The sequence below is a fragment of the Kribbella jejuensis genome (assembly GCF_006715085.1).
GTDB classification, from domain to species: domain Bacteria; phylum Actinomycetota; class Actinomycetes; order Propionibacteriales; family Kribbellaceae; genus Kribbella; species Kribbella jejuensis.
In genome coordinates this window covers 1,062,484-1,089,143 of sequence record NZ_VFMM01000002.1, presented here as the reverse complement: position 1 = coordinate 1,089,143, position 26,660 = coordinate 1,062,484, and the positions used below count along the sequence as shown (strand labels likewise).

At 68.7% G+C, this 26,660-nt stretch carries 22 protein-coding genes; 11 read left to right on the top strand and 11 right to left on the bottom strand.

Annotation, left to right across the window (positions count from 1 at the left end; all coding sequences use genetic code 11):
• Positions 1 to 51: 51 nt before the first annotated feature.
• The 4 genes from FB475_RS25200 to FB475_RS25185 all read left to right on the top strand — a co-directional run bounded on the left by FB475_RS25200 (position 52) and on the right by FB475_RS25185 (position 3,810).
• Positions 52 to 966 (top strand): ABC transporter ATP-binding protein, encoded by a 915-nt coding sequence (locus FB475_RS25200; protein WP_141859029.1) that lies wholly within the window; start codon positions 52 to 54, stop codon positions 964 to 966.
• Positions 963 to 1,793, top strand: coding sequence for a class-II aminoacyl-tRNA synthetase family protein (locus FB475_RS25195; RefSeq protein WP_141859028.1), 831 nt, complete (start codon positions 963 to 965; stop codon positions 1,791 to 1,793). The genes FB475_RS25200 and FB475_RS25195 overlap by 4 nt, the downstream gene beginning before the upstream one ends.
• Before the next feature lie 68 nt (positions 1,794 to 1,861).
• Complete coding sequence (locus tag FB475_RS25190) at positions 1,862 to 3,148, top strand: sensor histidine kinase (protein ID WP_202878492.1); 1,287 nt, start codon at positions 1,862 to 1,864, stop codon at positions 3,146 to 3,148.
• The gene (locus FB475_RS25185; protein ID WP_141859026.1) at positions 3,145 to 3,810 is read left to right on the top strand and encodes a response regulator; all 666 of its coding nucleotides are present in this window, start codon (positions 3,145 to 3,147) and stop codon (positions 3,808 to 3,810) included. The genes FB475_RS25190 and FB475_RS25185 overlap by 4 nt, the downstream gene beginning before the upstream one ends.
• Here the strand turns inward: FB475_RS25185 and FB475_RS25180 are convergent.
• The 4 genes from FB475_RS25180 to FB475_RS25165 all read right to left on the bottom strand — a co-directional run bounded on the left by FB475_RS25180 (position 3,807) and on the right by FB475_RS25165 (position 7,985).
• Complete coding sequence (locus tag FB475_RS25180; RefSeq protein WP_141859025.1) at positions 3,807 to 4,706, bottom strand: decaprenyl-phosphate phosphoribosyltransferase; 900 nt, start codon at positions 4,704 to 4,706, stop codon at positions 3,807 to 3,809. The two genes, FB475_RS25185 and FB475_RS25180, sit on opposite strands and share 4 nt — an antisense overlap.
• A complete protein-coding gene (locus FB475_RS25175) occupies positions 4,703 to 5,836 on the bottom strand; it encodes a phosphodiester glycosidase family protein (RefSeq protein WP_141859024.1) in 1,134 nt (377 codons plus the stop codon). Before FB475_RS25175 ends, FB475_RS25180 begins: the two co-directional genes overlap by 4 nt.
• A gap of 86 nt (positions 5,837 to 5,922) precedes the next feature.
• Entirely contained in the window at positions 5,923 to 6,630 is a 708-nt protein-coding gene (locus tag FB475_RS25170; RefSeq protein WP_141859023.1) for an SDR family NAD(P)-dependent oxidoreductase, read from the bottom strand.
• Positions 6,627 to 7,985 carry an FAD-binding oxidoreductase gene (locus FB475_RS25165; protein WP_185759422.1) on the bottom strand — a complete coding sequence of 453 codons (1,359 nt, stop codon included), beginning with the start codon at positions 7,983 to 7,985 and terminating at the stop codon, positions 6,627 to 6,629. Before FB475_RS25165 ends, FB475_RS25170 begins: the two co-directional genes overlap by 4 nt.
• 120 nt (positions 7,986 to 8,105) lie before the next feature.
• On the opposite strand from FB475_RS25165, the gene FB475_RS25160 reads away from it, so the two are divergent.
• Positions 8,106 to 9,482, top strand: coding sequence for a sensor histidine kinase (locus FB475_RS25160; RefSeq protein WP_238332467.1), 1,377 nt, complete (start codon positions 8,106 to 8,108; stop codon positions 9,480 to 9,482).
• Between the two features lie 39 nt (positions 9,483 to 9,521).
• Entirely contained in the window at positions 9,522 to 10,199 is a 678-nt protein-coding gene (locus FB475_RS25155; RefSeq protein WP_141859020.1) for a response regulator transcription factor, read from the top strand.
• Positions 10,200 to 10,273: 74 nt separating this feature from the next.
• Here the strand turns inward: FB475_RS25155 and FB475_RS25150 are convergent, their stop codons facing one another.
• Positions 10,274 to 13,600, bottom strand: coding sequence for a putative Ig domain-containing protein (locus tag FB475_RS25150; protein WP_141859019.1), 3,327 nt, complete (start codon positions 13,598 to 13,600; stop codon positions 10,274 to 10,276).
• 123 nt (positions 13,601 to 13,723) lie between these two features.
• Positions 13,724 to 14,470, bottom strand: a complete 747-nt coding sequence (locus FB475_RS25145; RefSeq protein WP_185759421.1) for an alpha/beta fold hydrolase — start codon at positions 14,468 to 14,470, stop codon at positions 13,724 to 13,726.
• Positions 14,471 to 14,539: 69 nt separating this feature from the next.
• Here FB475_RS25145 and FB475_RS25140 point away from each other — a divergent pair, with 69 nt between their 5' ends.
• Both FB475_RS25140 and FB475_RS25135 read left to right on the top strand, forming a co-directional pair.
• Positions 14,540 to 15,589 carry a LacI family DNA-binding transcriptional regulator gene (locus tag FB475_RS25140; protein ID WP_141859017.1) on the top strand — a complete coding sequence of 350 codons (1,050 nt, stop codon included), beginning with the start codon at positions 14,540 to 14,542 and terminating at the stop codon, positions 15,587 to 15,589.
• Positions 15,579 to 16,643 carry a LacI family DNA-binding transcriptional regulator gene (locus tag FB475_RS25135; protein ID WP_141859016.1) on the top strand — a complete coding sequence of 355 codons (1,065 nt, stop codon included), beginning with the start codon at positions 15,579 to 15,581 and terminating at the stop codon, positions 16,641 to 16,643. The genes FB475_RS25140 and FB475_RS25135 overlap by 11 nt, the downstream gene beginning before the upstream one ends.
• Here the strand turns inward: FB475_RS25135 and FB475_RS25130 are convergent.
• The 5 genes from FB475_RS25130 to FB475_RS25110 form a co-directional block, all read right to left on the bottom strand.
• The gene (locus FB475_RS25130; protein WP_141859015.1) at positions 16,627 to 17,127 is read right to left on the bottom strand and encodes a LacI family DNA-binding transcriptional regulator; all 501 of its coding nucleotides are present in this window, start codon (positions 17,125 to 17,127) and stop codon (positions 16,627 to 16,629) included. The two genes, FB475_RS25135 and FB475_RS25130, sit on opposite strands and share 17 nt — an antisense overlap.
• 5 nt (positions 17,128 to 17,132) lie before the next feature.
• On the bottom strand, positions 17,133 to 18,692 hold the full coding sequence (locus FB475_RS25125) for an ABC transporter substrate-binding protein (protein ID WP_141859014.1): 1,560 nt from the start codon (positions 18,690 to 18,692) through the stop codon (positions 17,133 to 17,135).
• 22 nt (positions 18,693 to 18,714) lie between these two features.
• Positions 18,715 to 19,623: a carbohydrate ABC transporter permease gene (locus FB475_RS25120; protein WP_185759420.1), complete on the bottom strand. Its 909-nt coding sequence runs from the start codon at positions 19,621 to 19,623 to the stop codon at positions 18,715 to 18,717.
• Between the two features lie 14 nt (positions 19,624 to 19,637).
• On the bottom strand, positions 19,638 to 20,555 hold the full coding sequence (locus FB475_RS25115; RefSeq protein WP_141859012.1) for an ABC transporter permease: 918 nt from the start codon (positions 20,553 to 20,555) through the stop codon (positions 19,638 to 19,640).
• A 94-nt stretch (positions 20,556 to 20,649) separates the two neighbouring features.
• Positions 20,650 to 21,633: a hydroxyacid dehydrogenase gene (locus FB475_RS25110; RefSeq protein ID WP_202878491.1), complete on the bottom strand. Its 984-nt coding sequence runs from the start codon at positions 21,631 to 21,633 to the stop codon at positions 20,650 to 20,652.
• 131 nt (positions 21,634 to 21,764) lie between these two features.
• Between FB475_RS25110 and FB475_RS25105 the strand changes: the two genes are divergently transcribed.
• The 3 genes from FB475_RS25105 (at position 21,765) to FB475_RS25095 (ending at position 26,601) form a co-directional block, all read left to right on the top strand.
• The gene (locus FB475_RS25105) at positions 21,765 to 25,196 is read left to right on the top strand and encodes a discoidin domain-containing protein (protein WP_141859011.1); all 3,432 of its coding nucleotides are present in this window, start codon (positions 21,765 to 21,767) and stop codon (positions 25,194 to 25,196) included.
• Between the two features lie 184 nt (positions 25,197 to 25,380).
• Complete coding sequence (locus tag FB475_RS25100) at positions 25,381 to 26,457, top strand: glycosyltransferase family 2 protein (RefSeq protein ID WP_141859010.1); 1,077 nt, start codon at positions 25,381 to 25,383, stop codon at positions 26,455 to 26,457.
• 3 nt (positions 26,458 to 26,460) lie between these two features.
• Positions 26,461 to 26,601 carry an LPXTG cell wall anchor domain-containing protein gene (locus FB475_RS25095; RefSeq protein WP_141859009.1) on the top strand — a complete coding sequence of 47 codons (141 nt, stop codon included), beginning with the start codon at positions 26,461 to 26,463 and terminating at the stop codon, positions 26,599 to 26,601.
• The last annotated feature ends 59 nt before the right edge of the window (positions 26,602 to 26,660 follow it).

Genomic DNA, 26,660 nt, shown 5'->3' with positions numbered 1-26,660 from the left:
CAGGCCCCGGTACTACGGTTCCGGCCGCCTGGTCTCCCTACGTTTGGCTGCATGATCGAAGCGAGACAGCTGACGAAGCGGTACGGCGAGACGACCGCGGTCGACGGACTGGAGTTCACCGTCCGGCCCGGCGCGGTGACCGGGTTCCTCGGACCGAACGGTGCCGGGAAGTCCACGACGATGCGGATGATCATCGGCCTGGACGCACCCACCAGCGGGTCGGTGACCGTGAACGGCAAGCACTACCGGGAGCATCCGTCGCCGCTGCAGGAGGTCGGCGCGCTGCTCGAGGCGAAGTCGGTCCATCCGGGCCGCTCGGCGTTCAACCACCTGCTCGCGCAGGCGCAGACGCACGGCATCCCGCGCCGCCGGGTCGACGAGGTGATCGAGCTGACCGGCCTGCAGTCGGTGGCGAAGAAGCGGGCCGGACAGTTCTCGCTCGGCATGGGCCAGCGGCTCGGTATCGCCGGCGCGCTGCTGGGCGACCCGGCGACCGTGATGCTCGACGAGCCGGTGAACGGACTGGACCCCGAAGGCGTGCTGTGGATCCGGAACCTGCTCACGCAGCTCGCGTCCGAGGGCCGCACGGTCTTCGTCTCGTCGCACCTGATGAGCGAGATGGCGCTGGTCGCCGACCGGCTGATCATCGTCGGCCGCGGCCGGCTGCTCGCGGACACGAGCGTCGACGAGTTGGTCCGCCAGGCAGGCGGTGACGCCGTACGGGTGGCCACCGCGGACCCGGCGCGACTGCGCGACGTACTCGCCGGACCGGGTGTGCAGATCGTCGGTACGGGCTCCGAGGAGCTGGAGGTCACCGGGTTACCGGCCCGTTCGATCGGTACGACGGCCGCCGAGCACGGTATCGCGCTGTACGAGCTCACCACCGTGAAGGTCTCGCTGGAGCAGGCGTTCATGGACCTCACCCGCGACGACGTCGTCTACCACGGCAAGGAGCTGGCCGCATGACCGCCACGGCTGTTGAGAAACCGGCCACCACCAAGCCGGCGTACCGAGTCACCGGCTCGCATGTACTGCGCTCCGAGTCCACGAAGCTGTGGTCTCTCAGGTCGACGTGGATCGCGCTCGGGCTCGGGCTGCTGTTCTTGATTGCCTTCGGCACCATCGCGGCTCTTCGCTACCACTCCGGGATCACATCCGGGCGGCAGATGGACCCGGACTTCGCCGATGCGACCGGCCTCAGCTTGTCGTTGTTCGGTGTACCGCTGGCGCAGTTGGCGCTCGGCGTCCTCGGCGTACTGGTGACCGCGGGCGAGTACTCGACGGGATCGATCCGCTCGACGCTCGCGTCGGTTCCGCGGCGACTACCGGTTCTGTGGTCGAAGGCAACGGTGTACGGCGTGGTCGCCCTGGTGATCGCGTTGGCCGGAACGTTCGTGACGTTCTTCATCGGCACCGGGATCCTGCCCGACACACCCGCCGCGATGACGATCGGCACCGGCGGCGTGGTTCGCAGTCTGCTCGGCGCGACCGTTTACCTCGGGCTGATCGGCGTGATCGGTGTCGCGCTCGGCGCGTTGCTGCGGTCCGTCGCCGGGGCGATCTCCGCGCTGGTCGGCGCGCTCATGCTCGTCCCGGGGCTCGTCTCGCTGCTGCCGAAGTCCTGGCGCAACTCGATCGAGCAGTACCTGCCCAGCAACGCGGGCGAATCCATGTACTCGCTGCACCACGCACCTCACATGCTGTCGGCGGGCACCGGGTTCCTCGTGTTCGCGGCCTGGACCGCGCTCGCGCTGGCCGGTGCCGCTTGGCGACTGTCCCGAAGCGACGCCTGAGGCAGAGCTGAGAACGGCCCGCCCTGATGGAGATCGACGCTCCCCCGGCCGACGGTCACAATGGAGTGGTGACGACGGCGACGGGCGGGCCCGTACCGCCGGCCGAGCCTGACCCGCTGTGGCGGCACCCGTGGGTGGTCCGCCTCAGCCAGGTCGTCCGGCGGCTGCGTCGCGCGGACCGCGCCCGCCCGTGGGTCCTCGACACGCTGGTGGTGCTCGGCGCGATCGCGTTGTTCTGCGTACCCGATCTGCTCCGCGGCACCGACCCACGTGAGCTGGCCGGCGTGTTCACGCGCCTGCCGATGTGGGGCCTGATCGCGCTGCAGGCGGGCCTCGTGCTCCCGCTCTTCGTCAGACGGCGGGCACCGATGACCGCCTTCGTGCTGACCGCGGCGGCCTTCACCGTCCAATGGTCGTTGCTGGTGTTCCTCCGCGCGGACGTCGCGCTGCTGATCGCGCTCTACAGCCTGACCCTGCACAGCTCCTTGCGCCGGTTGCTGTGGGCGTGCGCGATCACGCTCGCTGTCTTCACGCTCGCCGTCGTGCGGGTCTCGGCCGTCGCGGCCGTGGCCGAGATCGCGTTCTTCCTGATCAGTGCGATGACGGCCGCGATCGCGCTCGGTCTGGTGGTCCGCATCCGGCGCTCGCAGCTCGCCGGGTTGCGGGATCGCGCCGCCCGGCTGGAGATCGAGCGTGATCAGCGCGCGCTGCTGGCGGTCGCGGGCGAACGCGCGCGGGTGGCCCGCGAGATGCACGACATCCTCGGGCACAACCTGTCGGTGATCATCCGGCTCGCCGACGGCGGCGCGTACGCGGCCCGGGTGAACCCGGAGCGGACCGTCCAAGCACTCGAGCTGATCGGCGAGACCGGGCGGGACGCGCTCAACGACCTCCGCCGTACGCTCGGAGCGCTGCGCGACGAACCCGCCGTACCGGAGCTCAGCCCACAGCCCGGGATCGCGGACCTCGACGCGTTGTGCGCGCGGATCCGGACCGCCGGTCCGCGGGTCAGCTACCGGACGGCGGGCGAGTTCCCGGCCGATCGCGGTCTTCAGCTGGCCGTGTACCGGATCGTGCAGGAGGCGCTCACGAACGCGTTGAAACATGCCGGTCCGGAGACCGACGTGCAGGTGTCGCTCGAGGTCGTACACGAGCAGCTCCGGATCCAGGTCGAGGACAGCGGGCCGCTCGGCGTACCGCCCGTCACCGACGCCGAGGCCGGGCAGGGTCTGATCGGGATGCGCGAACGGGCCGCGCTGTACGGCGGTGTCGTCCTGGCCGGCCCGGCCCGGACCGGCGGTTGGCGGGTACAGACCGAACTCGATCTCACACCGATCTCGCAGAGGACCTCATGACGACAGTGCTGATCGTGGACGACCAGCCGCTGCAGCGGCTCGGCCTGCGGATCCTGCTCGAGTCGGTGCCGGAGACCCAGGTCGCGGGTGAGGCGGGCAGCGGTTCGGAAGCGGTACGGCGGACCGCCGAGCTGCACCCGGACGTGGTGCTGATGGACATCCGGATGCCCGGCATGGACGGGATCGAGGCCACCCGGCAGATCGTTGCCAGCGGCAATCGCTCGCGGATCCTGGTGCTGACCACGTTCGATCTCGACGAGTACGCGCACGCCGCGCTGCGGGCCGGGGCGAGCGGGTTCCTGCTGAAGGACGCGCGGCCCGAGGAGCTGCTCGGCGGCATCCGCGCGGTCGCGGCCGGGGACGCGATCATCGCGCCGACGCTGACCCGGCGGCTGCTCGACACCTATGCGCTCCAGGTTCCGCGCGGGACCCGCGCGGTGGACGACGAGAAGCTCCGCGGGCTGACCGAACGCGAACGCGAGATCCTGATCGCGATCGCCCACGGCTGGACCAACCCTGAGATCGCCGCCCGCCTGCACCTGTCCGAGTCGACGGTGAAGACCCACGTCGGCCGCGTCCTCGCCAAGATCGGCGCCCGCGACCGCGTCCAGGCGGTCATCTTCGCCTACGACATCGGCCTCGCCTCCCCGAACCCGGCCTAGGCGCAGTAGAGGCCGATGGTGAGCAGGCCGGCCCAGGTGAGGCCGGCGACGAGCAGGACGCGGTCGCGGAAGAGCTCGTGTTCGGGTTCTTCGCCGCGGCCGGTGGACACGAGTAGGGCGTAGCGGAGGAGGCCGGTGAAGAACGGGAGGAACGAGACCGCGAGCAGCTCGCGGTAGACGTCGTGGCCGAGGTACTGGAACGCCCACATGCCGTACGACATCGCCGTGCCGAGCAGCGATACCGTCATCACCTGGTCCAGCCAGGAGCTCGGGTACGCCGCGAGTACCGGGCGACTGACCGCGTTGCCGGCCGCGACGTGTTCTGCCTTGCGTTTGCCGGTGACGAGGAACATCGCGCCGAACAACGACACGAGCAGGAACCAGTGGGACACGGGCAGACCGGTTGCGGTGCCGCCGGCTGCTGCGCGGAGGACGAACCCGAGCGCGACCACGATCAGGTCGACGACCGCGATGTGCTTGAGACCGGTGACGTACAGGACCTGGGCGATCAGGTACGCCGCGGCAAGCGCGAACGTCTGCCAGCCGAGGCTGCTCATGATCGCGAGGCCCAGCAGCCCGGACGTCACGCCGAAGGCCCCCGCGGTCAGCGGACCGAGTGCGCCGGACGCGACCGGGCGCAGTTGCTTGCGTGGATGCCGCCGATCGTCGGGTGCGTCGCGGATGTCGTTGAACGCGTAGATCGCGACCGCGAGCAGGATGAAGCCGACCGCGGCGATCGCGGCCTCCAGTACGACGATCGGCGACTTGAGCGCACCGGCCGCAGCTGGTGCCGCGAACAGCATGACCGCCTTGTGCCACTGTTGTGGGCGGCTCAGCCTGAGCACCGCGTGTGCGGTGGACTCTCGCTGCTGCACGGGTACGTGGACGCCGGTCATTTTGTCGTCACGTAGAAGAAGTCGCGCTGGTCGTCGATCAGGTACCGATTGGTGGGTGAGTCCATCGAGTTCAGCAGCCGCTTGCCGGTGACCGCGCCGTTCGGTCCGGGCTTCTCGATCTCGAAGCAGGTCATCGCCGCGTGGATGTCGAGCTCCATCCCCTGGACGATGCCGGCCTGGTGCATGGCCGCGGCCAGAGTGGCGAGGGTCAGTTTGTTGCCGGCGACATAGATCAAGTTGCCGTGGGCATCGGTTCCGAGGCCGGAGCGCCAGGTGTACTGGAACTGGCTGCGGACCGTACCCCAGCGGCCGTTGGCGTTGGTCGTCAGGTTGTCCGCGATCCGGCCGTCGACGATCAGCGGGTCCAGGTTCTGCCGGACCGCGACCACGTCGTTGGTCATCCGGAGAGTCCGGTTCCAGGTGCCGACCCGGGCGGAGCCGTCGCGGAGGATCACGACGGAGGCGCGGCCGTCGACGAGCGGTACGGCCGCGGACTCGGGCGTCCACCAGCCGCCGTGCGAGTCCTTCATCTTGAAGCCGGCGTTGAAGGTAGCAACCAGGTCGGGGCGGTCGGCTTGCGGGACGGAGTACCCGTTCTTGGACTTCATGCCGACGATCGGCTCGCGGGTGCCGGGCATCAGGTGGAGGTGGTAGGTGCCGCGCGGCAGGAGCGCTGCGGCGGCTGAGACCGGCAGGTGCGCGGGGTCGGCGCGCAACCAGGTCGTCCAGATCAACGGAACACCGGCAGCGGAACGCCGGGCAACCGCCCAGGTCCCTTCGCCGCGCAGCGGCGGGACGCCCGGCAGCAGCACCACCACCGGCAGCCCGGCCGAGGCCGGATCGCCGGCCGCACCGGCCCCCGTCGTGCCGCTTCGCGTCGTCCCGCGCTGCGACGCACCGTTGCCCGCCCGCCCGCTCCCCGCCCCATCGCGGCCGGCGGCGGCGCTGCCGGCGGCGTCCGAGGTGGTGGTGTCAGGTGGGGTGCCGGTGGCCGGGGGTTGTTGGTGGGAGTACTTCCAGGTCTCGATCGTGTCGATGATCACGCCGCCGCCGTGATCGCGGAACCACTCCACTGTCCGGACGGAGAAGCTCGCGTTGCCTGGATACAGCAGCGCGCGGACATACGACACAGCCGGAACCACCATCAACAGACAAAGGGCCAAGGCGATCCAGCGTTTCCGGATCCGGCGCGGCCTGCGTTTGCGTGCGTCCTGTTTCATCGCCATCCCGCCGGAAGTAGTTTGCGCGGCACCAGACCGAGGACGCGGACGGCGAATCCCATCACGCCCGGCACCCACACGACGGTCTTCTGCGCCTCGACGGCCGCCGCCACCCGCCGGCCCACCTGCTCGGGCGTGCTCGCCAACGGCGGTTTCGGCAACCCCGCCGTCATCCGGGTCGTCACGAACCCGGGCCGGACCACGAGCACCCGCACACCGGTTTGCCGACCGAGCAACAGTCCGGTCGAGTCGGCGAGCTGCTTGCCCAGCGAGTACGCCGCGATCGACGCACGCGGCCGGACCGCGGCGGCCGACGACAGCAGCACGATCTGCGCGGGCTTCCGTCGTAGCAACGCGTGTAGCAGCGACGCCACCGCCGTACCGTTCACCGTCAGCCCTTCCGCGAAGGACGTGGCCGACATCGACCCGACCGCGACGATCGCCAGCTCCAGTGGATGGTCGGCGCAGGCGTCGTCGAGCAACTTGTCGAGCGCGCCGGCGTCGAGGGCCGTGTCGAGCGTCGCGTCGTACTCCGTCGTGGACACCGGGTAGCCCGCATCGCGGAGCTTCTCGGCGTTGCGCCACAGCTCGGCACTCAACCGGCCCGCCAGCGTCACCTGGTGCGGCGCGGGACCGAGGAGCTGCATCAGGACGGCCATGCCGATCTCGGAGGAACCGCCGACAAGTAGTACGGACCCGGTCATGGAAGCAGTCCGAGGCGTTCGGCCAGGCCGGACGTCCAGCGCCCGGCAGGGTCCAGGCGTCGCTGGGTGCGTCGCCAGGTCGGGAGGCGCGGATACATGAGCGGGATCAACTCGGGATCCGTGACGGCGTCCTTCGCGAGGTAGACCCGGCCGCCGGCGCCTGCGACCAGCTTGTCGAGCGGCCGCAGCGTGCCCAGCCGACGTGCCGGGAGATCGACCGCCAGCGTCCAGCCCGGGATCGGGAAGGACAGCCCGCCCGCGGTACCGGAGCCGAGGTTCTTCAACGTCGCCAGGGCAGGCGTCGGACCGTGGGTCGACAGGTACGACAGCACCTCGTGGATCACCCCGACGCCGTCCGGCGGTACGGCGAACTGGTACTGCACGAGGCCGCCACGCCCGAACGCGGCCGGCCACGCATCCGCGCGGTCGAGCGGGCACAGCGCATGCCGCATAGCCACGAGCTGCGAGTTGGACGACCTGCTCAGATACCAGCGCGCCGCCGACGCGGCCGCGATCGTCGAATTGGTCACCACTCCTCGCCCCGGCAGTGATCGGCGATGTCGCGTGCTCGGCGGACGGGCCTCCGGGAACGGCGCGACCGAGCCCGGAAGATCCAGCGTCGACGCGCCGTAGTACTCGTCGACGATGCCACGCCCGAGCACCGACCCGCGTGCGTCCAGCCAGGCGATCGCGTGCCGGTGCGGATCCAGCTCCTGCCGGCGCGTGGCGGTCCGCATCGCGTCGACGGTCTCGTCGAACGACCGCGTCCGGCGCCGGTTCCGGATCAGCCAGCCGGTGTCGACCCGCTGCAGCTGGATCGCCGCGCGCACGATCACGCCGGTCAGTCCCATCCCGCCGATCGTGGCCCGGAACCCGTCCGGGTCCTGGCCCGCGGACAGCTGGACGATCGCACCGTCGGAACGCAGCAAGGCGATCCACAGCACGTGCTGGCCGAACGATCCCGCGCCCGGATGGTTCTTCCCGTGCACGTCGGAAGCGATCGCACCGCCGACCGTGATCCGCTCGGTTCCCGGTACCACCGGGAGTTTCCAGCCCATCGGCAGCGTCTGGTCGATCAGGTCCTTGAGCAGTACTCCGGCTTCGGCGACAACGACCCCGTTGCCCTCGTCGAACGAGACGATCCTGTCGAACGCCGTCAGATCCAGTACGACGCCGTCGCCTGGGAGCGCAGCGTCGCCGTAGCTTCTGCCGGCCCCGCGCACCGTCAGCCGCGGCTCGGCCCGTACCAGCTCCACCAGCCCGTGCTCGAAGGCCGGCCGCCGTACCTCACAGTTACGGCGGATCGTCCGGCCCCAGCCGGACAACGACTGCCGGCCGGGCTCCTCGTGTGTCACCTTTTCGACGCTAGGCACGGTGCCCTTAGAGCGTGCTGAGTCGGCTCACTCAGGCGCCGCTCAGTGTTTTTCCACAACACTGGCGACATCACGATCCGAGAGGGAGCGCTCCACTTGTCGGTGATCTCGCGGTTCCGCCGCGCCAGTGTCCGCAGCCGATCGACCGCGGCCGCGGTGGTGGTCGTCGCTGCCGCGATGGCGCTCGGAGCCGCGGTCCTCCTGCTGCTCCTGCAACGCGCCCTGATCAGCGCGGCCTCCGACGCCGCCGACGGACGGGTGGCGGACGTCGCCGCCCAGGTCGGGGCGGAAGGCGTCGTGAACCTCAGCGGTTACCTGTCGAAGACGACCCGCTCGAGCCAGATCGTGCAGGTACTGGACGACACCGGTCAGGTGGTCGCGGCGTCCTCGTCGCGGGCCGAGTCGAGTCCGCTGACCTCGTTACGGCCCGCGCCGGGGGCGGTGCAGCGCGCCGAGGTCGGCGAGATGCCCTTGCTGGACGACGATCACGACTACCTGATCGTTGCGCGAGGCATCGAATACCGCGGTACCACGTACACGGCGGTGGTCGCGGCGTCCGTCGAGACGCAGCGGGCCACGGTGGCCACGGTCACGCAGTACCTGATGCTCGGGTTCCCGGTCCTGCTGATCGTGGTCGGGCTGGCGAGCTGGATGCTGACCGGGCAGGCGCTGCGGCCGGTCGAGCGGATCCGGACCCGGGTGCGCGGCATCGAGGCGAGCGACCTGACCGAGCGGGTACCGGTACCGCAGACCGACGACGAGATCGCCCGGCTGGCGTCGACGATGAACGAGATGCTGGACCGGTTGCAGGCCGGCCAGGCGAACCAGCGCCGGTTCGTGGCTGACGCCAGCCACGAGCTCAGGTCGCCGCTCGCGACGGTGGCAGCGGGCCTGGACGTCATCGAACCGTCGGCGCGCGGGGAGACCTGGCAGGGGCTTCATCAGCTGATGACGGGCGAGGCCGAGCGGATGCGGCGGCTGGTCGAGAACCTGCTGCTGCTCGCGAAGGCCGACGACGCGGCGCTGCCGATGCACCGGTCCGACGTCGACCTCGACGACCTGGTCGAGACCGAGATCGTCCGGCTGCGTGCGGACGGCCGGCTGAAGGTGGTGGCCGACGTACAACCGGTCCGGGTGATCGGTGACCGGCTGCGGCTGAGTCAGCTGATCCGCAATCTGGTCGAGAACGCCGCGACCGCCGCGCACACCACGATCCGGCTCGGTACGGCGGAACGGGACGGCGTCGCGGTACTCACGGTCGAGGACGACGGGGACGGGATCCCGGCGGAAGACCGGCAGCGGGTGTTCGAGCGCTTCGTCCGCCTGGACACCAGCCGCACCCGCGCCAGCGGCGGCTCCGGCCTCGGCCTGTCGATCGTCCAAGAGATCGCCAAGGCGCATCACGGCACCGTCACATTGACCCCTGCCGCCTCACAGGGAACAGTCGCAACCGTCACTTTGCCGCTTCCGCCGGATTGACTCAGGTTGCTCTCAGCGAATTGGGCCGACACTGGGAACATGCGGGTGCTGATAGTCGAGGACGAGGTCCCTCTGGCCGAGACGGTTCGGCACGGGCTGACCGAGGACGGGTTCGTGGTCGAGGTGGTGCACAACGGCGAGGACGCCGTCTGGGCCGCCACCGAGAACCCGTACGACGTGATCGTGCTCGACATCATGTTGCCGAAGCTGAACGGGTACAAGGTGCTCGAGCAGATCCGCGAACGCGGCGTCTGGGCGCCGGTGCTGATGCTGACCGCGAAGGACGGCGACTACGACCAGACCGACGCGTTCGACCTCGGTGCCGACGACTACCTGACCAAGCCGTTCAGCTTCATCGTCCTGGTCGCCCGGCTGCGCGCGCTGATCCGCCGCGGCGCGCCCGAACGCCCGGTGGTGATGACGGCGGGCGACCTGCACCTGGACCCGGTCCGGCGCCGGGTCGAACGGGCCGGCCAGGAGATCGTGCTGACCCGCCGCGAGTACGGCCTGCTCGAGTTCCTGATGCGGCACCGCGGAGAGACCGTCAGCAAGGCCGAGATCCTGGACAGCGTGTGGGACCCGGCCTTCGAAGGCGACCCGAACGTGGTCGAGGTCTACATCCGCTACCTGCGCCTCAAACTCGACGCGCCGTTCGAACGCAACGCCATCCAGACCCTCCGAGGCATGGGCTACCGCCTCGACCCGGACGGGGGCTAGCGGCGGCTCCCCTCCCGCCCTCCCCCGCGGCCGCGGCCCGGTCCCATCCCCTCAGGACCGGGCCGCGGCTCTGTTCAGGCCAGGGACACGTTGTCGAAGACTGCCGTGCTCAGCGCGGAAGGATCGCTCGAGACGACCGCCAGGCCCGCGTAGTACTGCGCCGATCCGAACGACGCGATCGAACCCGGTACGCCCAGCGCGGTCCAGTTCTGGCCGTCGGCCGACACCTCCGCGGCGAACGAGTCCCCGGTACGCCGGATGCGCAGCCAGCTCGGCGTACCGGTACCCGTACTGGTCACGAGTCCGGTTGCGACGCGCAGACGCTGGACGAACTGCGGCGTGCCACCGGCGAGGACCACACCGAACAGCTGGTCGAACGGCGACAGCGACTTGGTCATCAGCAGGCCGGCCCGGCCCGCGCCGTGACTCCGGATCAGAGCCGTGAACGTCGCGTCACCCAGGACCGGCAGGTAGGCGAACTGAACCGTCATGCCCTGACCGATCACGTTGAGGTCGGAGCCGGCGCCGCGCACGATGAACTGTCCGTCGTAGCTGGTGATCCCCGGCGTCCTGATCGCGACGGCGCTGAAGCTCCCCAGTTGACGCTCGTCCAGCACGTAGTCGCCGATGTCGGTGTACCGCCACGGAGCCGGCGGTCGGGTGCCCACCGTGAGGGTCACAGCGGCGGTCGCGACACCAGCGGCGTTGCGGGCCGAGACCTGGACCTCGGCCGTTCCGGTCCGGCGTGGCGTACCGCTGATGACGCCGGTCTTCCGGTCGAGGGAGAGACCGTCCGGCAGACCGGCCACCGCGAAGCTGACCGGATCGTTGCTGGCAGCAACACGGAAGTGGAACGCCGTTCCCACGTTGGCGAACGCGGTCGCGGCACTGGTGACCGTCGGTGCGGCCGGTGTCGGCATCGTCGCGGTGAACGGCATCGAATCCGGCCCGCTTCCAGCGGCGTTCGTCTTTGCGACCACGTACTCGTAGCTCTGCCCCGGCACTGCCGTGACGTCCCGGTACCGGGTCTCCACGCCGAAGCCTCGTGGTTGCACGCCCGTGGCGATCGCCCGGTACGGTCCACCGGCGTGCCGCCGTTTGACGGTATACGTCGCCGCCACGTCCAGATCGGACCACGCCAACTCGACCGCGCTTGCGTCCCTGCCGGCCCGCAGCTCACCCAGCGGCGGGCCTGGCTTCTCGCCGGACCACCCCTGAACAGTCACGTTGTCGAAGGCCGCCGTGGTCGACTCGGCGTACGGCTCGTCGACGCCGAGGGCCGAGCAGACCGCGAGACCGGCGTACACGTCGCGGCCGAGGTGGATCCGTGACGAGCCGACCTCGGTCCAGGTGCTGCCGTCGGGCGACATCAGCCCGGTCAGGACGTCATTCTTGCGGATCAGCCGGACCCAGTACGGCCGCCGCAGCCGGTACCCGTCGCTCGCTGCCTCGACGTACGGGGGCGGCAACGGTGTCGCGGACTGCGGAAGCGTCCCGAGATCGGAGATCGGGAAGCCGGCGTCGATCGTGATGCTCTGCTGTTGCGCAGGTGGTACGGGCGTGCTTCCGGTCGCAGTGGTCCGGCCGCCGCTCCGGACCGTCCATACACCGCTCCACGTGTGCAACGGGAGCCCCTTGATCAGCATCGACGCATGCGCCGACGACGGCGACAGACTCTGCCGCATCATCACTCCGACGGTCGCGTACTGCGAACTCACCGGATGCACGACCCGCGCCGTGAGGACACCGTCACCGCGCATCGGCAGGTACACGAACCGGAAGCTGTCCTGCGCGCCGCCGACGTCCGAACCGCCCGCCTCGATCGTGAACGTCTCGCCGTCGAAGCTCGTCGCACCCGGGACCACGACGTGACCGACGTCCTCGCTCGCCCACGGAGTCGGGGCAACGGCCACAGGCAGTGACTCGGCGCTGGCCCCGACAGCGTTCACGGCTTGCACCTCGTACCTCGCGGGCTCCCTGGTCGGGTCGGTGTACGTCGTCGCCCGGATGCCCTCGGCAACGACCGTGAAGCTTCCCGAGCGAGTTGCTCTGAGGATCGTGTAGCTACTGGCCGCGTCCCCGCTGCGCGGCTCGACCGATGACGCCCACGTCAGCACGACGCCGACGTCCGTGGCGTGAGCCGTCAAGCCGCTCGGAGTACCGGGCGGAGCCGCGGGGGGACTCTGTGGCACGGGTGTCCGCGCCTGGGTGAAGGTGCCCCACGCCGGGTGGTCGTCACTCGTTCCCTCGATGGAACGCTTGCCATCTCTGAACAGCACTCGCTCGACGTTGGGCGCTTGGAGTCCGCGCCGGCTGACGTAGTGCGCGTACGCAAGCTCGTAGATCGGCTGGAACGCACCGCGGTTGATCGTCGAGATGACCTTCTTGATGTACTTCCCCGTGCGGTCGAGGTCGACGGTGAACGGCACCGTGTCGTCGCCGAGGTTGTAGCGCGCCGTGTACTCGAACCCGTCGAGGATCCGGTTGTCCAGATGACCGAACAGGTCGACGCCCTGGTTCCACGCCACCGCCGCACAGTTCGCCAGCAGCCCGAGCGCCAGCTGGGCGTAGGACTGTGAGCGACCGCTCTCCTGACCCTGCCCGGTCGCCGAGACGACGATGTGTTCGATCCGGCCGTTGCCCGCGCCGGCCACGGCGTACCGGATCGCGTTCTCGAGCATCACGCGGTCGTCGCAGAACACGGCGATCGACAGGATCGCCTGCAGGGCCGCGAGGTCCCAGTTGCCGTTGGCAAACAGTGCGTTGCCGGAGACGGCCGGGTACCAGACCGTGCGGAACGACTCCTCACAACGCCGGACAGCGTCGGGTGCCCAACCGTCGTACTCGCTGTGCCGCAGGATCTCGGCGGCGTTCGCGAACTTGAACACCTGCAGGCCGACGCCGAGCTGACCGTCCGCGCCGGTGATCGCGCCCAGGCTGGCCGACCAGGCGTCGAGGATGTCCCGCGCCTTGTCGGCGTACCGCACGTCCCCGGTCGCCGACCACATCAGCGCGTTCTGGTACGCGGCGCCGGAGTCGCTGACCGCCTCGTTCATGTAGTTCGCGGGACCACGCCCCCACGAGGTGATCTGACCGACGTTGCGGACCACGTAGTCGTACGACGACCTGCTGTTCGCCGCCATCGCCAGGTATCCGTCGTACACCGGACTCACCCGGTTCGCAACGCACTCCCGCATCCGCCGCAGGTCGTCAACGTCGTGCAGCAGTCCAGGGTGCCTGATAGCCGCCGGCACCACAGGCCCGCCCACCGATGTGGATGCACCGGCTGGTGTGGACGCGCCGGCTGCTGGGGTCGCGGACGCGAGTGCCGCGGCGCCGGTCGTGATCAGCAACGTACGACGGCTCATGCTCGACAACGAGGGAACATCGGACTCCGGCATCTGCGCTCCTCCTCTGATTGAGCCGCCAAGGTAATGAGGAGCACCCGCAGCCGGTCAACGGTTCACCGCCGCCCCACCCACTCGGAAACTTTCGCTACAACGTCGAGACGAGCATTTGTTCCACTATTGGGTCAGCCAGCTCTCCACCAGGGCGACGAACTGTTGGGGGCGTTCTTGGTGGAGGAAGTGGCCGCAACCGTTCCACAGGACGATTCGGGAGCCGTACGGAAGCGAGAGGCTGATGTCCCATTCGGCCATCGACGGAGTCGGGCGTAAGCACAACAGCGGGCGGGTCAGGTTCGCCAGGCGGGTTGCGGCTTCTGGACGAGCGCCGAAGGCGCCGGGGGCCGTGTACATCCCCGCATAGCTCTCGGCCAGCACATGACCCGGCGTTGCGAGCATCTGGTCGCGGGTCGCGCCGGCGGGCAGGCCGAGCTGGCGGACCGCGGCCGCGGCGCCATGCCTTCGCAGTCCGGCGAGGCGGTCGGTGAAGGTTGCCACTTCAGCCTCGTCCGCGCCGTACGCCGGATCGATCGCGACGACTGCGCTCACCAGGTCGGGTCGTTCCAGCGCGAGCTCCAAGACGATCTGCCCGCCCATCGAGTGCCCGACCGCGACCACAGGACCTACGGCCAGCCGTTCGACCAGCGCAACCAGGTCCCGGGCGTAGTCGGCCGGCCGGTATCCGGTCCGCCGTACCGGCGACCGCCCATGACCGCGGAGATCGACCTTGATGACCCTGCGTCCGGCGAAGCTCAGGCCGTTCCACGCGTGGGCGTCGCCGCCCCAGCCGTGGACGAGCAGCAACGGCTCGCCGCTGCCGGTATCGTCCAGCCAGAGCGGGACGACGGCTTCGACATTCGCGGTCATGAATGGCAGCATAGTTAACGTTTTCTACATGCCGTCAGGGCAGAAAATTTCGACCCGACAGGAGCTTGTGTGCCGAGACCGACGGTGAAGGACGTCGCCGCCGCCGCGGGGGTCAGCGCCACGACGGTGTCGCGGGTTCTCGCCGGGAACTATCCGGTCAGCGCATCGACCCGCAACCGCGTACTGCGCGCCGTCCAGGAGCTCGACTTCGTCATCAATGCCCAGGCTCGGGCACTGGTCGGCGGTTCGACCCGGACCGTCGCGTTCATCGTCCGCGACCTGGTCGGCCCGCTGTTCGCGTACATCGGACAGGGCGTCGAACAACAGGCCACCGCCGAGGGCCGGGTCTGCCTGGTCTGCACACACCACGGTGACGCCGAGCGCGAACTCGAGCTGATCGAGCTGATGCGCGAGCAGCAGGCCGAGGCGGTCGTGCTCGTCGGCGGCGGTCTGCGGACGCCGGAGCACATCGAACGGACGGCCCAGATCGCGCGCTCGCTGGAACGGGTCGGCTCCCGGCTGGTGCTGTGCGGACGCCCGCCGATCGGCCCGGACGCCCCCGCGACCGTGGTGGAGTACGACAACGAAGGCGGCGCGTTCGCCGTGACCAACTACCTGATCTCGCTCGGTCATCGGCGGATCGCGTTCGTCGGCGCCGCCGAGCCGGAGCACACGACGACCAGTGCCCGGTTCGACGGGTTCACCCGGGCGCACCGCGCACACGGCCTGACGGTCGACGCCGAGCTCGTTGTCGGCGGCAACTTCGACCGTGAGTCCGGATACCAGCAGACCAAGGCGTTGCTGGCCCGCGGTACCGAGCTGACCGCGATCATCGGGATCACCGACATGGTCGCGAGTGGGGTCCTGGCCGCGCTTCGCGAGGCCGGCCTGCGGGTCCCCGAGGACGTCTCGGTCGCCGGGTACGACGACATCCCGCTCAGCGCGGATCTCAGTCCGGCACTGACCACCGTCCACATCCCGCACGAGGAGCTCGGGCGGGCCGCCGTACGGCTGGCGCTCCATCGGGACGAGTACGCGCTCGACCAGCACCTCCTGCTCGGCACGCACGTCGTGATCCGTGATTCGACCGCTCCGCCCAGGGAGGATCATGCCGGCTAAGCGCAAGACCACGAACTCCCCCACGCTGGCCGATGTCGCGGCCCATGCCGGAGTGTCGCCCGCGACCGTCTCGCGGGTGCTGGCCGGCAACTATCCGGTCTCGCGCTCGGCGAACCAGCGGGTCATGCGGTCGATCCGCGAGCTCAACTACGCCGCCAACACCCACGCCCGGGCGCTCGCCGGGGTGCAGACGAAAACGATCGCGTTCATCCTCGCCGACGTCCGTGGGCAGTCGTTCGCGGACGCGGCGCACGGCGTCGAGCAGGAAGCGTCCCACCGCGGTTGGCTCAGCCTGATCGGGACCAGCCAGGGCGAGGCGGCGCGCGAACTCGCCCTGGTGCAGTTGATGCGCGAACAACGCGCCGGCGCTGTCATCCTGATCGGTGGCGTGACCAACGAATCCGCCGACGACCGGGCGCGGATGACCGAGCTGGCCCGGTCGTTGCACGCATCAGGTTCGCTGCTCGTGCTGTGCGGGCGGCCGTCGCTCGGCGACGACGTACCGACCGCCGTCATCGAGTACGACAACGAGCAGGGCGCGTACGCGATGACGAGCCATCTGTTGTCACAAGGGCACCGGCGGATCCTGTTCCTCGCCGGTGCCGAACGGCAGAGCACCAGCGATCAGCGTCTGGCCGGGCATCGTCGGGCGCTGCACGATTTCGGCGTACCGGACGACAGGGCGCTGGTGGAACACGGCACGTTCACCCGGGCGTCCGGCTATCAGTTGACCAAGCGCCGGCTCGCCGCCGGGCAGGACTTCACCGCGGTGTTCGCGGCGACCGACGTCGTCGCCGCGGGCGTGTACGCCGCCGCCGCCGAGTTCGGGCTGAGCATCCCAGCGGACCTCTCGGTCGTCGGGTACGACGATGTCGAACTCGCGCAGGACCTCCGCCCGCGGCTGACCACGGTCCACGTTCCGTACGAGGAACTCGGGCGGACGGCCGCGAGGATCGCGCTGGACTCCGCTCACCAGCAGCCCGGCTGGACCGGCGACCACCGGCTCTTCACGACCCACGTCGTGGTCCGGAACTCGGTCAGCCGGCTCGGCTGAGGTACGGGTCGAGCAGAGCCGGCAGTACCTCGGAGACCGTCGCGGCACTGTCCACCACGACGCACGGGATTTCGTACGCCGCGAGGTACGCCCGCTGTGTCTCGGTGAACTCCACATCCAGTCCGACAACACCGCGGGTACCGCGGGCGAACAGCCGTTCCAGCCAGAGCCGGGGGACCGGCTCTCCCCCGTTCACCGTCGTCACGACCAACGCCACACCCGGTTCGCGCGCGGCGTCGGCGAGACCGGCGAGTACCTCACCGGCCCAGCCGCTGCTCCGACTGGCCACGACCACGTCGACGAGCGCGGACTTCTCGCGACGATCACAGTCCAGCGGGTACCCGGCGCTGCGCAGTACCTCACGGACCCGCGTCCGGGTCGCCGGGGCGACATCGGGGTACGCGCGCAGGACCTTCGACACCGTGGAGATCGACACCCCGGCCTCGCGCGCGACCACCGCCAGCTTCCTTCGTGGGGCGGACATCGGTGTCACTGACCCTTGAGGTACGCGTTCGCCTGCTTGTCCATCTCCGCCTGCAGGTCCGCGAGCCCGGCCTTGTCGACCGCCTTCTTCAGCGTGTCGAGCCCCTTGTCGACGTCGACCGCGCCGATCCACAACGGGTTGCCGTACTGCGTCATCGCGGCGGCGACCTGGCTGTCCTGCCGCTTCACCGGGGTCACGTCCGGTACGAACGACGCGTACGGGTCGAGGGTGAAGTTGGCGTAGTTCTGTGCCCACTCGAACCACGCGTTCTCGGTCGGCGTGATGTCCTTGATCTTCAGCTCGAGCTTCTGCCGCCAGCACAGGGCGTACCCCGGGAAGCCGTAGCCGGTGAGCTGCTCGAACTTGTCCGTCCCGACCGGCTTCCAGTCCGTACCCTCGATGCCGTAGCTCAGCAGGTCGTGGTTCTCCTTGATCGAGACCCAGTCCTCCAGCTGCATCGCCCGTTCGTTGCTCTGTCCCTTGACGTTCAGTACGACGAAGTTGTCCGCCTGGAACGTCTGGTTCGGCTTGGCGTCCTTCCCACCGCGCAGCGGCACGACGTTCGCGAGCTGCGCGCTCGGTACCGCCTTGCGCAACGGCGCCAGCGACTGCGAGGACAGGCCGTCGGTCATCGCCCACCGGGTCGCGATGCGGCCGGCCTCGAACTGGGACTGGATCGTGCTCGAGTCCACGTTCAGCGCGTCCTTGTTGATGATGCCGTCGAGGTAGTACTGCCGGACCTTGCGGAGCGCGTCGACGACGCCAGGCGCCTCCCAGAACGGGATCGGATGCGCGGAGCCGGTGCTCTTCCCGTCCTGCGCCAGGTAGAACGGGAACGAGCCGCCGCTGAAGCTCTGCACGCTGACGTGCGGATTCTCCCAGTCGTGCTGGTTCAGCCAGCCGACCGGCGCGAACGCGACCAGCAGCTTCGGCATGTTCGAGGAGACGCCGACCGGCGTGATCTTCTGCTTCTGCTTCACGTCGTACCAGTACTTCTCCAGCTGGTCGAACGACGTGATGTCGCCGAAGCCGAGCTTGTCGGCGAGGTCCTGGCGGAGCGAGAAGTGGTGGAACCGGGCGGCCGAGTTGACCTGCGGGATCCCGTACAGCTTCCCTTTCCACTTGTTCTGCTCGAGCAGCTGTGGGTCGAGGTTCTTGCTCAGGTTCGGGTACTTCGCGATCAGCTCGCCCACCGGTACCAGCGACTTGCTCGCGACCAGCTGGACCATGTTCAGCCAGCGGGCCTGGAGCGCGGTGTCGAAGTTCTCGCCGGCCGTGAACTTGAGCAGCGACTGCTGCTGGTAGTTGGACCAGGCAATGAACTGCGGTGCGATCGTGAAGCCGAGGTCGTTCTTGAGCTTGTCGTTGACCTTGGCAAGGACCGCGTCCCAGCCCTTGGGCGCGTCACCGGGCAGCAGCAGCGCGAGGGTGTCGGCGGACTTGCCGGAACCGGCGGTCGACGATCCGCCGCAGGCGCTGAGTCCGAACGCGGCCGCGAGGGACAGGCCGCCGCCGGCGGCCAAGAAGCCGCGCCTGCTGAGGCCGGCGGGAGATGTGGCGGGCACGATGCCTCCTGATGATTGTGGGTCAGCCCTTGGTGGCGCCCAGCGTGATGCCTTTGACGAAGTAGCGCTGCGCGAACGGGTAGGCGAGCAGGATCGGGCCGATGGTGACGACCGTGAGCGCGAGCCGGAGCTGGTAGACCGGCGTCGTCTGTTGGGCGGCTGTCGGCAGCATCTGACTGAACGAGACGTTCGAGATCAGGTTCTGCAGCAACAGCGGGAGCGGGTACTTGTGCACGTCGGACATGAACAGCAGCGCGGTAAACCACTCGTTCCAGTAGTGCACCGCGTAGAACAGGCCGACGACGGCCAGGATCGGTTTCGACAGCGGCAGCCCGATCCGGAAGAAGATCGCCAGCTCCCCCGCTCCGTCGACCCGGGCCGAGTCCAGGATCTCCTCCGGCAGCTGGCGGAACGCCGACACCTGGATGAAGACCAGGAAAGGTGCCACCAGCAACGGCAGGATCACAGCGAAGTAGCTGTTCTGGAGTTTCAGGTACTGCGTGACGAGCAGGTAGAGCGGGACGAGTCCGCCGCTGAACAGCATCGGGATGTAGGCGAAGATCGCCAGCGGGCGGCTCACGTACGGCAGCCGGCGCGCGATCACCCAACTCAGCCCGGACGTGAAGCTCAGCGCGAGCGCCGTACCGACGAGGGTGATGAAGACACTGGCGACGTACGCGCTGACCAGGGTCGGGCCGGTGAAGATCAACTTGTACGCCGCGACCGAGAACGGCTGCGGGAGCAGGCTGTAACCCTTGACCGCAAGGGTCTGTTCGTCGGTGAACGAGCCGGAGATGATCACCCAGAACGGGATCAGACAGGCGATCATGAACAGTGCGACGCCGACGATGCTGATCAGCGTGAACGGCTCGAGACCGCCGGGCCTTCGCACCTTGGTTCGGGTTGCCGCCTTCGCGAGGCTCGAAGTCACAGAGGGCATCGTTGTCACAGCAGACTCGTCTCCTTGGAGTAGCGGCGCTGGATCAGCACCGCGGCCGAGACCAGTACGAAGCCGACCACCGACTGGAACAGGCCGATCGCGGCGGTGGTGCCGAAGTCACCGATCTGGCGCAGCGACCGGAACACGTAGGTGTCGATCACGTCGGTGGTCGGGAACAGCGTGCCGTTGTCGCCGACGATCGCGTAGATCGTGCCGAGGTCGCCGTAGAAGATCCGGCCGACGCCGAGCACGAGCAGCACCGCGGCGGTCGGCTTCAGCAGCGGCAGGGTGATCCGGAGCGCCATCTGCGCGCGGCTCGCGCCGTCGATCTGGCCCGCCTCGTACACGTCCTCGGGGATCGAGGTGATCGCGGCCAGGAAGATGACGCTCATGTAGCCGCCCAACTGCCACACCTTGACGAAGGTCAGGATCCACGGCCACGGACCAGGCTCGGTGTACCAGTCGACCGTCGGCAGCCCGAACCCGGTGAGCGCGTCGTTGACGACACCCCCGGAGCCGTTCGGGCCGGACAGCAGGACCTGGAGCATGATCGCGATCACCACCGGCGACACGAAGTACGGGAAGAAGATCGTCGACTGCGCCGCCCGCTTGAAGAACCGGCCGCGGATCTCGTTCAGCATGATCGCGAGCGTTACGCCGGCCGCCAGCGTCGCGGCCAGGAACAGCACGTTCAGCACGATCGTGTTGAGCAGGATCCGCTGGGCGTCGCCGGAGCTGAAGAAGTAGCGGAAGTTGGCCAGGCCGTTCCACGGGCTGCCGAAGATGCCCTTGCTGATGTCGAACTCCTTGAACGCCACCACCAGACCGGCCAGCGGCGCGTAGCTGAACACCAGGAAGAACACGACCGCGGGGACTGCCAGCACCGCCAGCCACAAGCCGGAACGGACGGTTCGGTTGGTCATGACGCTCGGCTCCTTTAGAAAGCGCTTTCCATCTCCGGCGAACGTAGCGCTCGTGATATGGACTGTCAAGGCGTAGCAAACGTTCTCTTTGGCGTCAGGCGGCCCGGTCAAGTTCTGCCAGGCTGATGCCGTGGTGCAGCGGCTCGCCTGCGAGCAGACGGTCGAGTTCGGCCGTGACGCAGGCGCCCATGCGGGCGAGTTCGTTGCCGTGCGAACCGGCGATGTGCGGGGTGACGAAGGCGTTCGGTAGCGCGAAAAGCGGCGAGTCGACTGGCAGCGGTTCGGGCTCGGTGACGTCGAGTACGGCGCTGATCCGGCCCGTACGCAGCTCCGCGATCAGGGCGTCGGGATCGATGACCTGGCCGCGTGCCGTGTTGATGAGGGTCGCGCCAGTTCGGAGTTGCGCGAGCTCTTCGGCGCCCAACAGGTGATGGGTTTCCGCGGTCAACGGCGCGTGGACGCTGACGATGTCGCTGGTGCTCAGCAGTGTTCGCAGGTCGACGGACGGCAGGTCGTGCGCGTACGGGTCGTAGACCTGGACGCGGAAGCCGAACTGGCGGAGCAGGTCGAGCACCTGGCGGCCGATCCGGGAGGCGCCGATCAGGCCGACCGTCCGGCCGTGGTTGCCGACGTCGGGATGGATGTGGCCGAGCTCGAACCAGCGGTCCCGCCGGTAGCGTTCGCGCAGATCGAAGGCACCTTTGCCGGACAGCAAGATCGCGCCGAGGGCGAACTCCGCGACCGGTACGGCGTTCGCTGCCGCCGCGGACGAGACCACGATGCCGCGCTCCCACACCTCGCGGCCGAGATGCCCCTTCACGCTACCGGCGGCGTGCAGGATCGCGCGCAGCTTCGGGGCCTTGCCGAGGATCCGATGGTCGACGATCGGACAGCCCCAGCCGGTGATCAGCACTTCGACCTCGGCCAGGCGATCCGGGTCGAACCGGTCGATCGGCCCGGCCGGATCCAGCTGGACGAGCTGGTCGAGTCGGTGCCGGACGGCGGGCGGGAACAGCAGCGGCCAGTGCTCGGCGGACATCACCGCCAGCGCGGGCGGCTTTTCGGGTGTCGGAGGCATGCGGTCAGGCTGGCATAGAAAACGTTAACTATCACCGGAGCAAAATTTTCGGGCGCTGCTGGACGCTGGCGGGCTTCGAGTCGCGGTGCGAGGCTCCGACGCGCCCGTCACATCGCTTGGAGAGTGTTCCGATGGCCTTTCTCAGATCGATCGCACTGGCCACACTGGCCGTACTGCTCGCAGTCGCCGGCGTCGTACCTGTCGCCGCCGCGCCCGCTTCGGCTTCCGCGTCCGCTGCCGACGCCCTGCCGGTCATCGCCCCAGTGCGGTCGAGCGCGGGTTTCGTCCACCCCGGCCTCGCGGTGAGCGCGTCGTCGCTCGAGCTGGCACGTCGGCAGGTCCGCGCGGGCATCGAGCCGTGGGTGTCGTACTACGCCGCGATGACCGCCACGACGTACGCGTCCAAGACCTTCAGCTCGCGCAACCAGGGCAGCGTCGTGGACCGCCCGGGCAGCAGCGCGTTCAACTCGCAGGGTGTCGAGTCGAAGTTCATCGACGACGCGTTCCGCGCGTACACGCAGGCGATCCTGTACTTCCTCAACGGCGACCCGGTCTACCGGGAGAACGCGCTCAAGCTGATCCGGATCTGGGCGCACATGGACCCGAACGCGTACGTCTACTACCCGGATGCGCACATCCACAGCGGCGCGCCGTTGCTGCGGATGCTGGCGGCTGCCGAGCTGCTGCGCTACTCGACCGTGACCGGGCCGGCCGCCGACGGCTACGACCTGACCTGGAACGACGGCGACACCACCGACCTCACCGGCAACCTGATCGTGCCGCTGACGCAGACGTTCCTGTACCGGAACCGCAACTTCATGGGTCAGCACAGCTATTCGCTGATCGGCGCGATCGCGGGATACATCTTCACCGACAACCTGCCGCGCTACCGTGAGGCGGTCGAGTGGTTCTCGGTGAACTCGACGAACCCGGACGACGACACGAACGGTGCCCTCAGCAAGGTGATGCCGGTCATCTCGAAGGACGACCCGCGCAACCCGTACCACAAGACGTTCGTACAACTGCAGGAGATGGGCCGTGATCAGGCACACGCCTGGGACGACGTGACCATGCTGACGCAAATCGCGCGCGTGATCGATGTCCAGGGCACTCGTTTGGACCCGGTCCTCGGCACTGTCTCGACAGCACCGGACGCGGTTTCGGTGTACTCGTTCGGCGGCGAGCGGTTGCTGCGTGGGTCCGAGCAGTTCTTCGCGTTCATGATGGGCAAGACGATCCCGTGGATCGACACCACCCAGCGCGGCGGCGTGCTCTCCCAGGCGTATCGCGGGCGGATCTTCGACCCGACCAACGAGCTGTACACGATCTACCGGCAGAAGCTCGGCCCGGCGATCGCCACGATCGCGCCGAGTATCACCGAGCTCGCCACCACGCAGGACGCCGGCGCACGGTTCTACTGGGGCACGTCGGCGTACAACTTCTGGAACAGCAACCCGGACTTCAACCCTGACTCGTGGCTGTCATTCCCCGCCTCGGTCGCCGGGACCGCTCCGCCGGTGCAGCGGGATGCGTTGATCCAGGCGGAGACGCGGACCGTTCCGATCACCCGCGGTGCGTCGGTCGAGGACGGGTACGTGCGGATGCGGCCACTGCCCGGCGGTACGACGATCGCCGTACGGACGTTGCTGTACGACAGCCGCGACGGGTACAGCCCCGTCGGTGTGCGCATCCGGACGAACGGCACGGCGACGTTGCAGATCCGTAAGGAGCAGGGGTCGGCGCCGTACTACACGCTGACGTTGCCTGACACCGGCGGCGCGTGGCGGTACATCACGTACGACATGGACACCAGCAAGCTCCGCGGGAGCACGGGTGGGGAGTCGCTCGCGTACTACACGGTGACCGGGTCGCCCGCGGTCACGGTCGACATCGACGCGATCAACCTGCAGGCGAAGACACAGCTCACGCCGCCGCGGTTCGCCCAGGGTTCCGACGTGCGGCTGCTCGGGGTAGTCGGAGAGCCCTTGTCCACAACGCTTTCCGCCACCGGCGCACTGACTTATCGGGCGACACTGCCGGCCGGGGCGACGCTGGACGCGGCAACCGGCACGCTGACTTGGCAACCGGCCGCGAGTCAGGTCGGCAATCACAACAGGTTCGTCGTCGCATCGAATCCGACCACGGACGCCGTACTGCGGGTGCGCCTGTCAGTCAGCGCCACGCGTCAGGACGCCGTCGACGCGGCGCTCGCGGGCTTCGACGCGGGTACGGTGTACGTCCGATCGACTCGTGCTGCCGTCGAGTCGGCCAAGGCGGCGGCCGAGGCCGCTCTCGGAGCGGATTCGGCGATGTTCGCGGCGAAACTCGTCGCGTTGCAGGGTGCGGTCGCGCAGCTCGAGAAGCTGACGCCGACGATGAGCGACGACGGATCGTTCGACTACTGGGGCCGCGCAACCTCCCCCTCGCTCTCTCAGGTTGCCCTGGGCAACATGCTCGACGGCGACTTCAACACCTACTCCGGAGATCTGCGGGCCCCGGCGGTGCTCGATCTCGGCGCCGGCTTCCGGGTCACGGCAGACGCCTTCGGGCTGCAGGCACGGTACAACTTCGCGAACCGTACGCAAGGCGCGAACGTGTACGGCTCGAACGACGGGCGGACCTGGACGCTGCTCACCGCGCGGGAGACGACCGACACGTCCGGCCAGGGGTTCGCGCTGGAGAGGATCCCGGTCCGGGACGAGGTCAAGGGGCTCGCGTTCCGCTTCCTGAAATTGCAGGTCGACCACCCTGGCGTCCCGACGGATCCGGCGTACCCGGGACTGTCAAGCTTCAGCGAGTTCCGGATCTACGGGCAGCGCTCGGAGACGAGTACGGCGTTGAGCACCGTGTCGATCGCATCGTCGAACACCGACCCGAAGCGTGCCCAGAACGGTGACACCGTGACGCTGACGATGGCGGCGACCGAGCCGCTGCGCCAGGTCTCCGCGTCGATCGAGGGACAGGCCGCTGAGGTTTCCAGCCCGGACGGCGTCCACTGGAAGGCGACCGTCGTGCTGCCGAACGACGTTCCGTACGGCCGGGTACTGCAATTCACCGTCGACTACACAACCGCCGCCGGCGAGCCCGGCACGACCATCGTCGACACCACCGCCGGCACGTCTCTCGAGCTCTGGAACGCCCGGGTCCACACGCTCGCCATCCAGCAGAGCTGGGTCACTGCCTCCAGCCCGGCCTTCCCGGGCGTAGGCACCCCCGAAGCCAACGGCTGGCGGATGTTCGACGGCGACCTGACCACCTTCACCGATACCACTTCAGGCAACGGCTGGGTCTCGGTCACCCCTCCACCCGGTACAACCCTCGCCTTCGACGCCGTCCGGGTCCGTCCCCGCAGCAACTTGCCGGGCCGCGCCAACGGCGACCTGATTCAGGCCTCCACCAACGGCACTACCTGGACCACGCTGACCACCGTCACCGGCATAACCACCGGCGACCAGTGGTACGTCTACGCCCTACCCGGCCGGGCGTCCTACCCCCTTCTCAGAATCGCAGACACGCACGGCGGCTTCACCAACCTCGCCGAGGTTCAGTTACTGGCTGAATAGCGTCTCGGCACGGTTGGTAATCGCTTTTGGCGACGGTGGGCGACTGGATTGTTACGCCGGGCTGTAGTTCGCCTGGAATTGTCTCGTTCTTCGGTTGGCGTTGCTGTCTGTCGCGGGTTTCGGGTAATAATCGGGGCGATTCTTGGCGCGACATAACTGGGGGTCGCGCCCACGGGGAGGAAGTATGAGCGGGGGTTCGCCCACGCCTGCCGTCACGGTGGTGGCACTGCTGCCGGCTCACAACGAGGAGGCGTCGCTACCCTCCGCACTGGCCGCGTTACGCCGGCAGACAAGGCGTCCTGACCACATCATCGTGATCGCCGACAACTGCACCGACGGCACCGTCGAGGTGGCGCGGGCGCATCAGGTCGAGGTCTACGAGACGGTCGGCAACCAGCACAAGAAGGCCGGCGGCCTGAACCAGGTCCTCGAGTTGTTGCTGCCGGGCCTGCGCGACGAGGACGTCGTACTCGTCCAGGACGCGGATTCATTTCTCGATCCGGGATTCATCGCCGCGGGTTTGAAGGCGTACCGGGGGAATGTCGGCGGAGTCGGCGGGGTGTTTCGCGGCCGGATCGATTCCGGAACGCGCTGGGGCCGCTTCGTGGAATGGCTGCAGGCCAACGAATACGCCCGGTACGAGCTCGACATCCGCCGGCAGCGCGGGAAGGTGCTCGTGCTGACCGGTACGGCGACCTTGCTGCGCGTCGGCGTACTCCGCGAAGTCATCCGGGCGCGCGCGGACGGCCGGCTGCCCGGGGCGCCGCAGGTGTACGACACCCGGGTGCTGACCGAGGACAACGAGCTGTCGTTCGCGTTGATGAAGCTCGGGTACGTGCTGCGCTCGCCGTCGGGGTGCACGCTGACCACCGAGACGATGCAGTCGTGGCGCTCGCTCGCGAACCAGCGTGTCCGATGGAAGCGCGGCGCGCTGGAGAACCTCTTCGACTACGGCTGGACCCGGACGACCCGCTCGTACTGGGGCCGGCAGGCGCTCGGCGCGATCGGCGTCCTGATCACCGCGGCCTACCTCTTCTCGCTCGGGTACGGCGCCTTCCACGGCCTGAAACTGCATGGGTTCTGGCTGGGCATCACGGCCCTGTTCATGGCCGAGCGAGTGGTCACTGTACGCCGCCGCGGGAAACTCGCGATGGCCGTCGCCGCGACGCTGATCGTGGAGATGGTCTACGACATGTTCCTCCAAGGCGTGCAGGCAACCGCCTACGTTCACGCAGCAACCGGACGAGAAAGGAGGTGGTAATTCATGTACAGCGTCAGCGAACTGGCCTCCACGGGGGCCGCAGCAGCCGTTTGGCTGCCTCTGGCGGGCTTCGCCCTGGTAATGCTCGGCGTAGCCCTCTGGCGAGCCGCGGGCACCTTCCGCCGAACCACCGACGACCAGTGACGCCACCCGACCGGGCGCAGGGCGCGGGGACCTTCGCCCGGTCGTCTCACGGCATACTG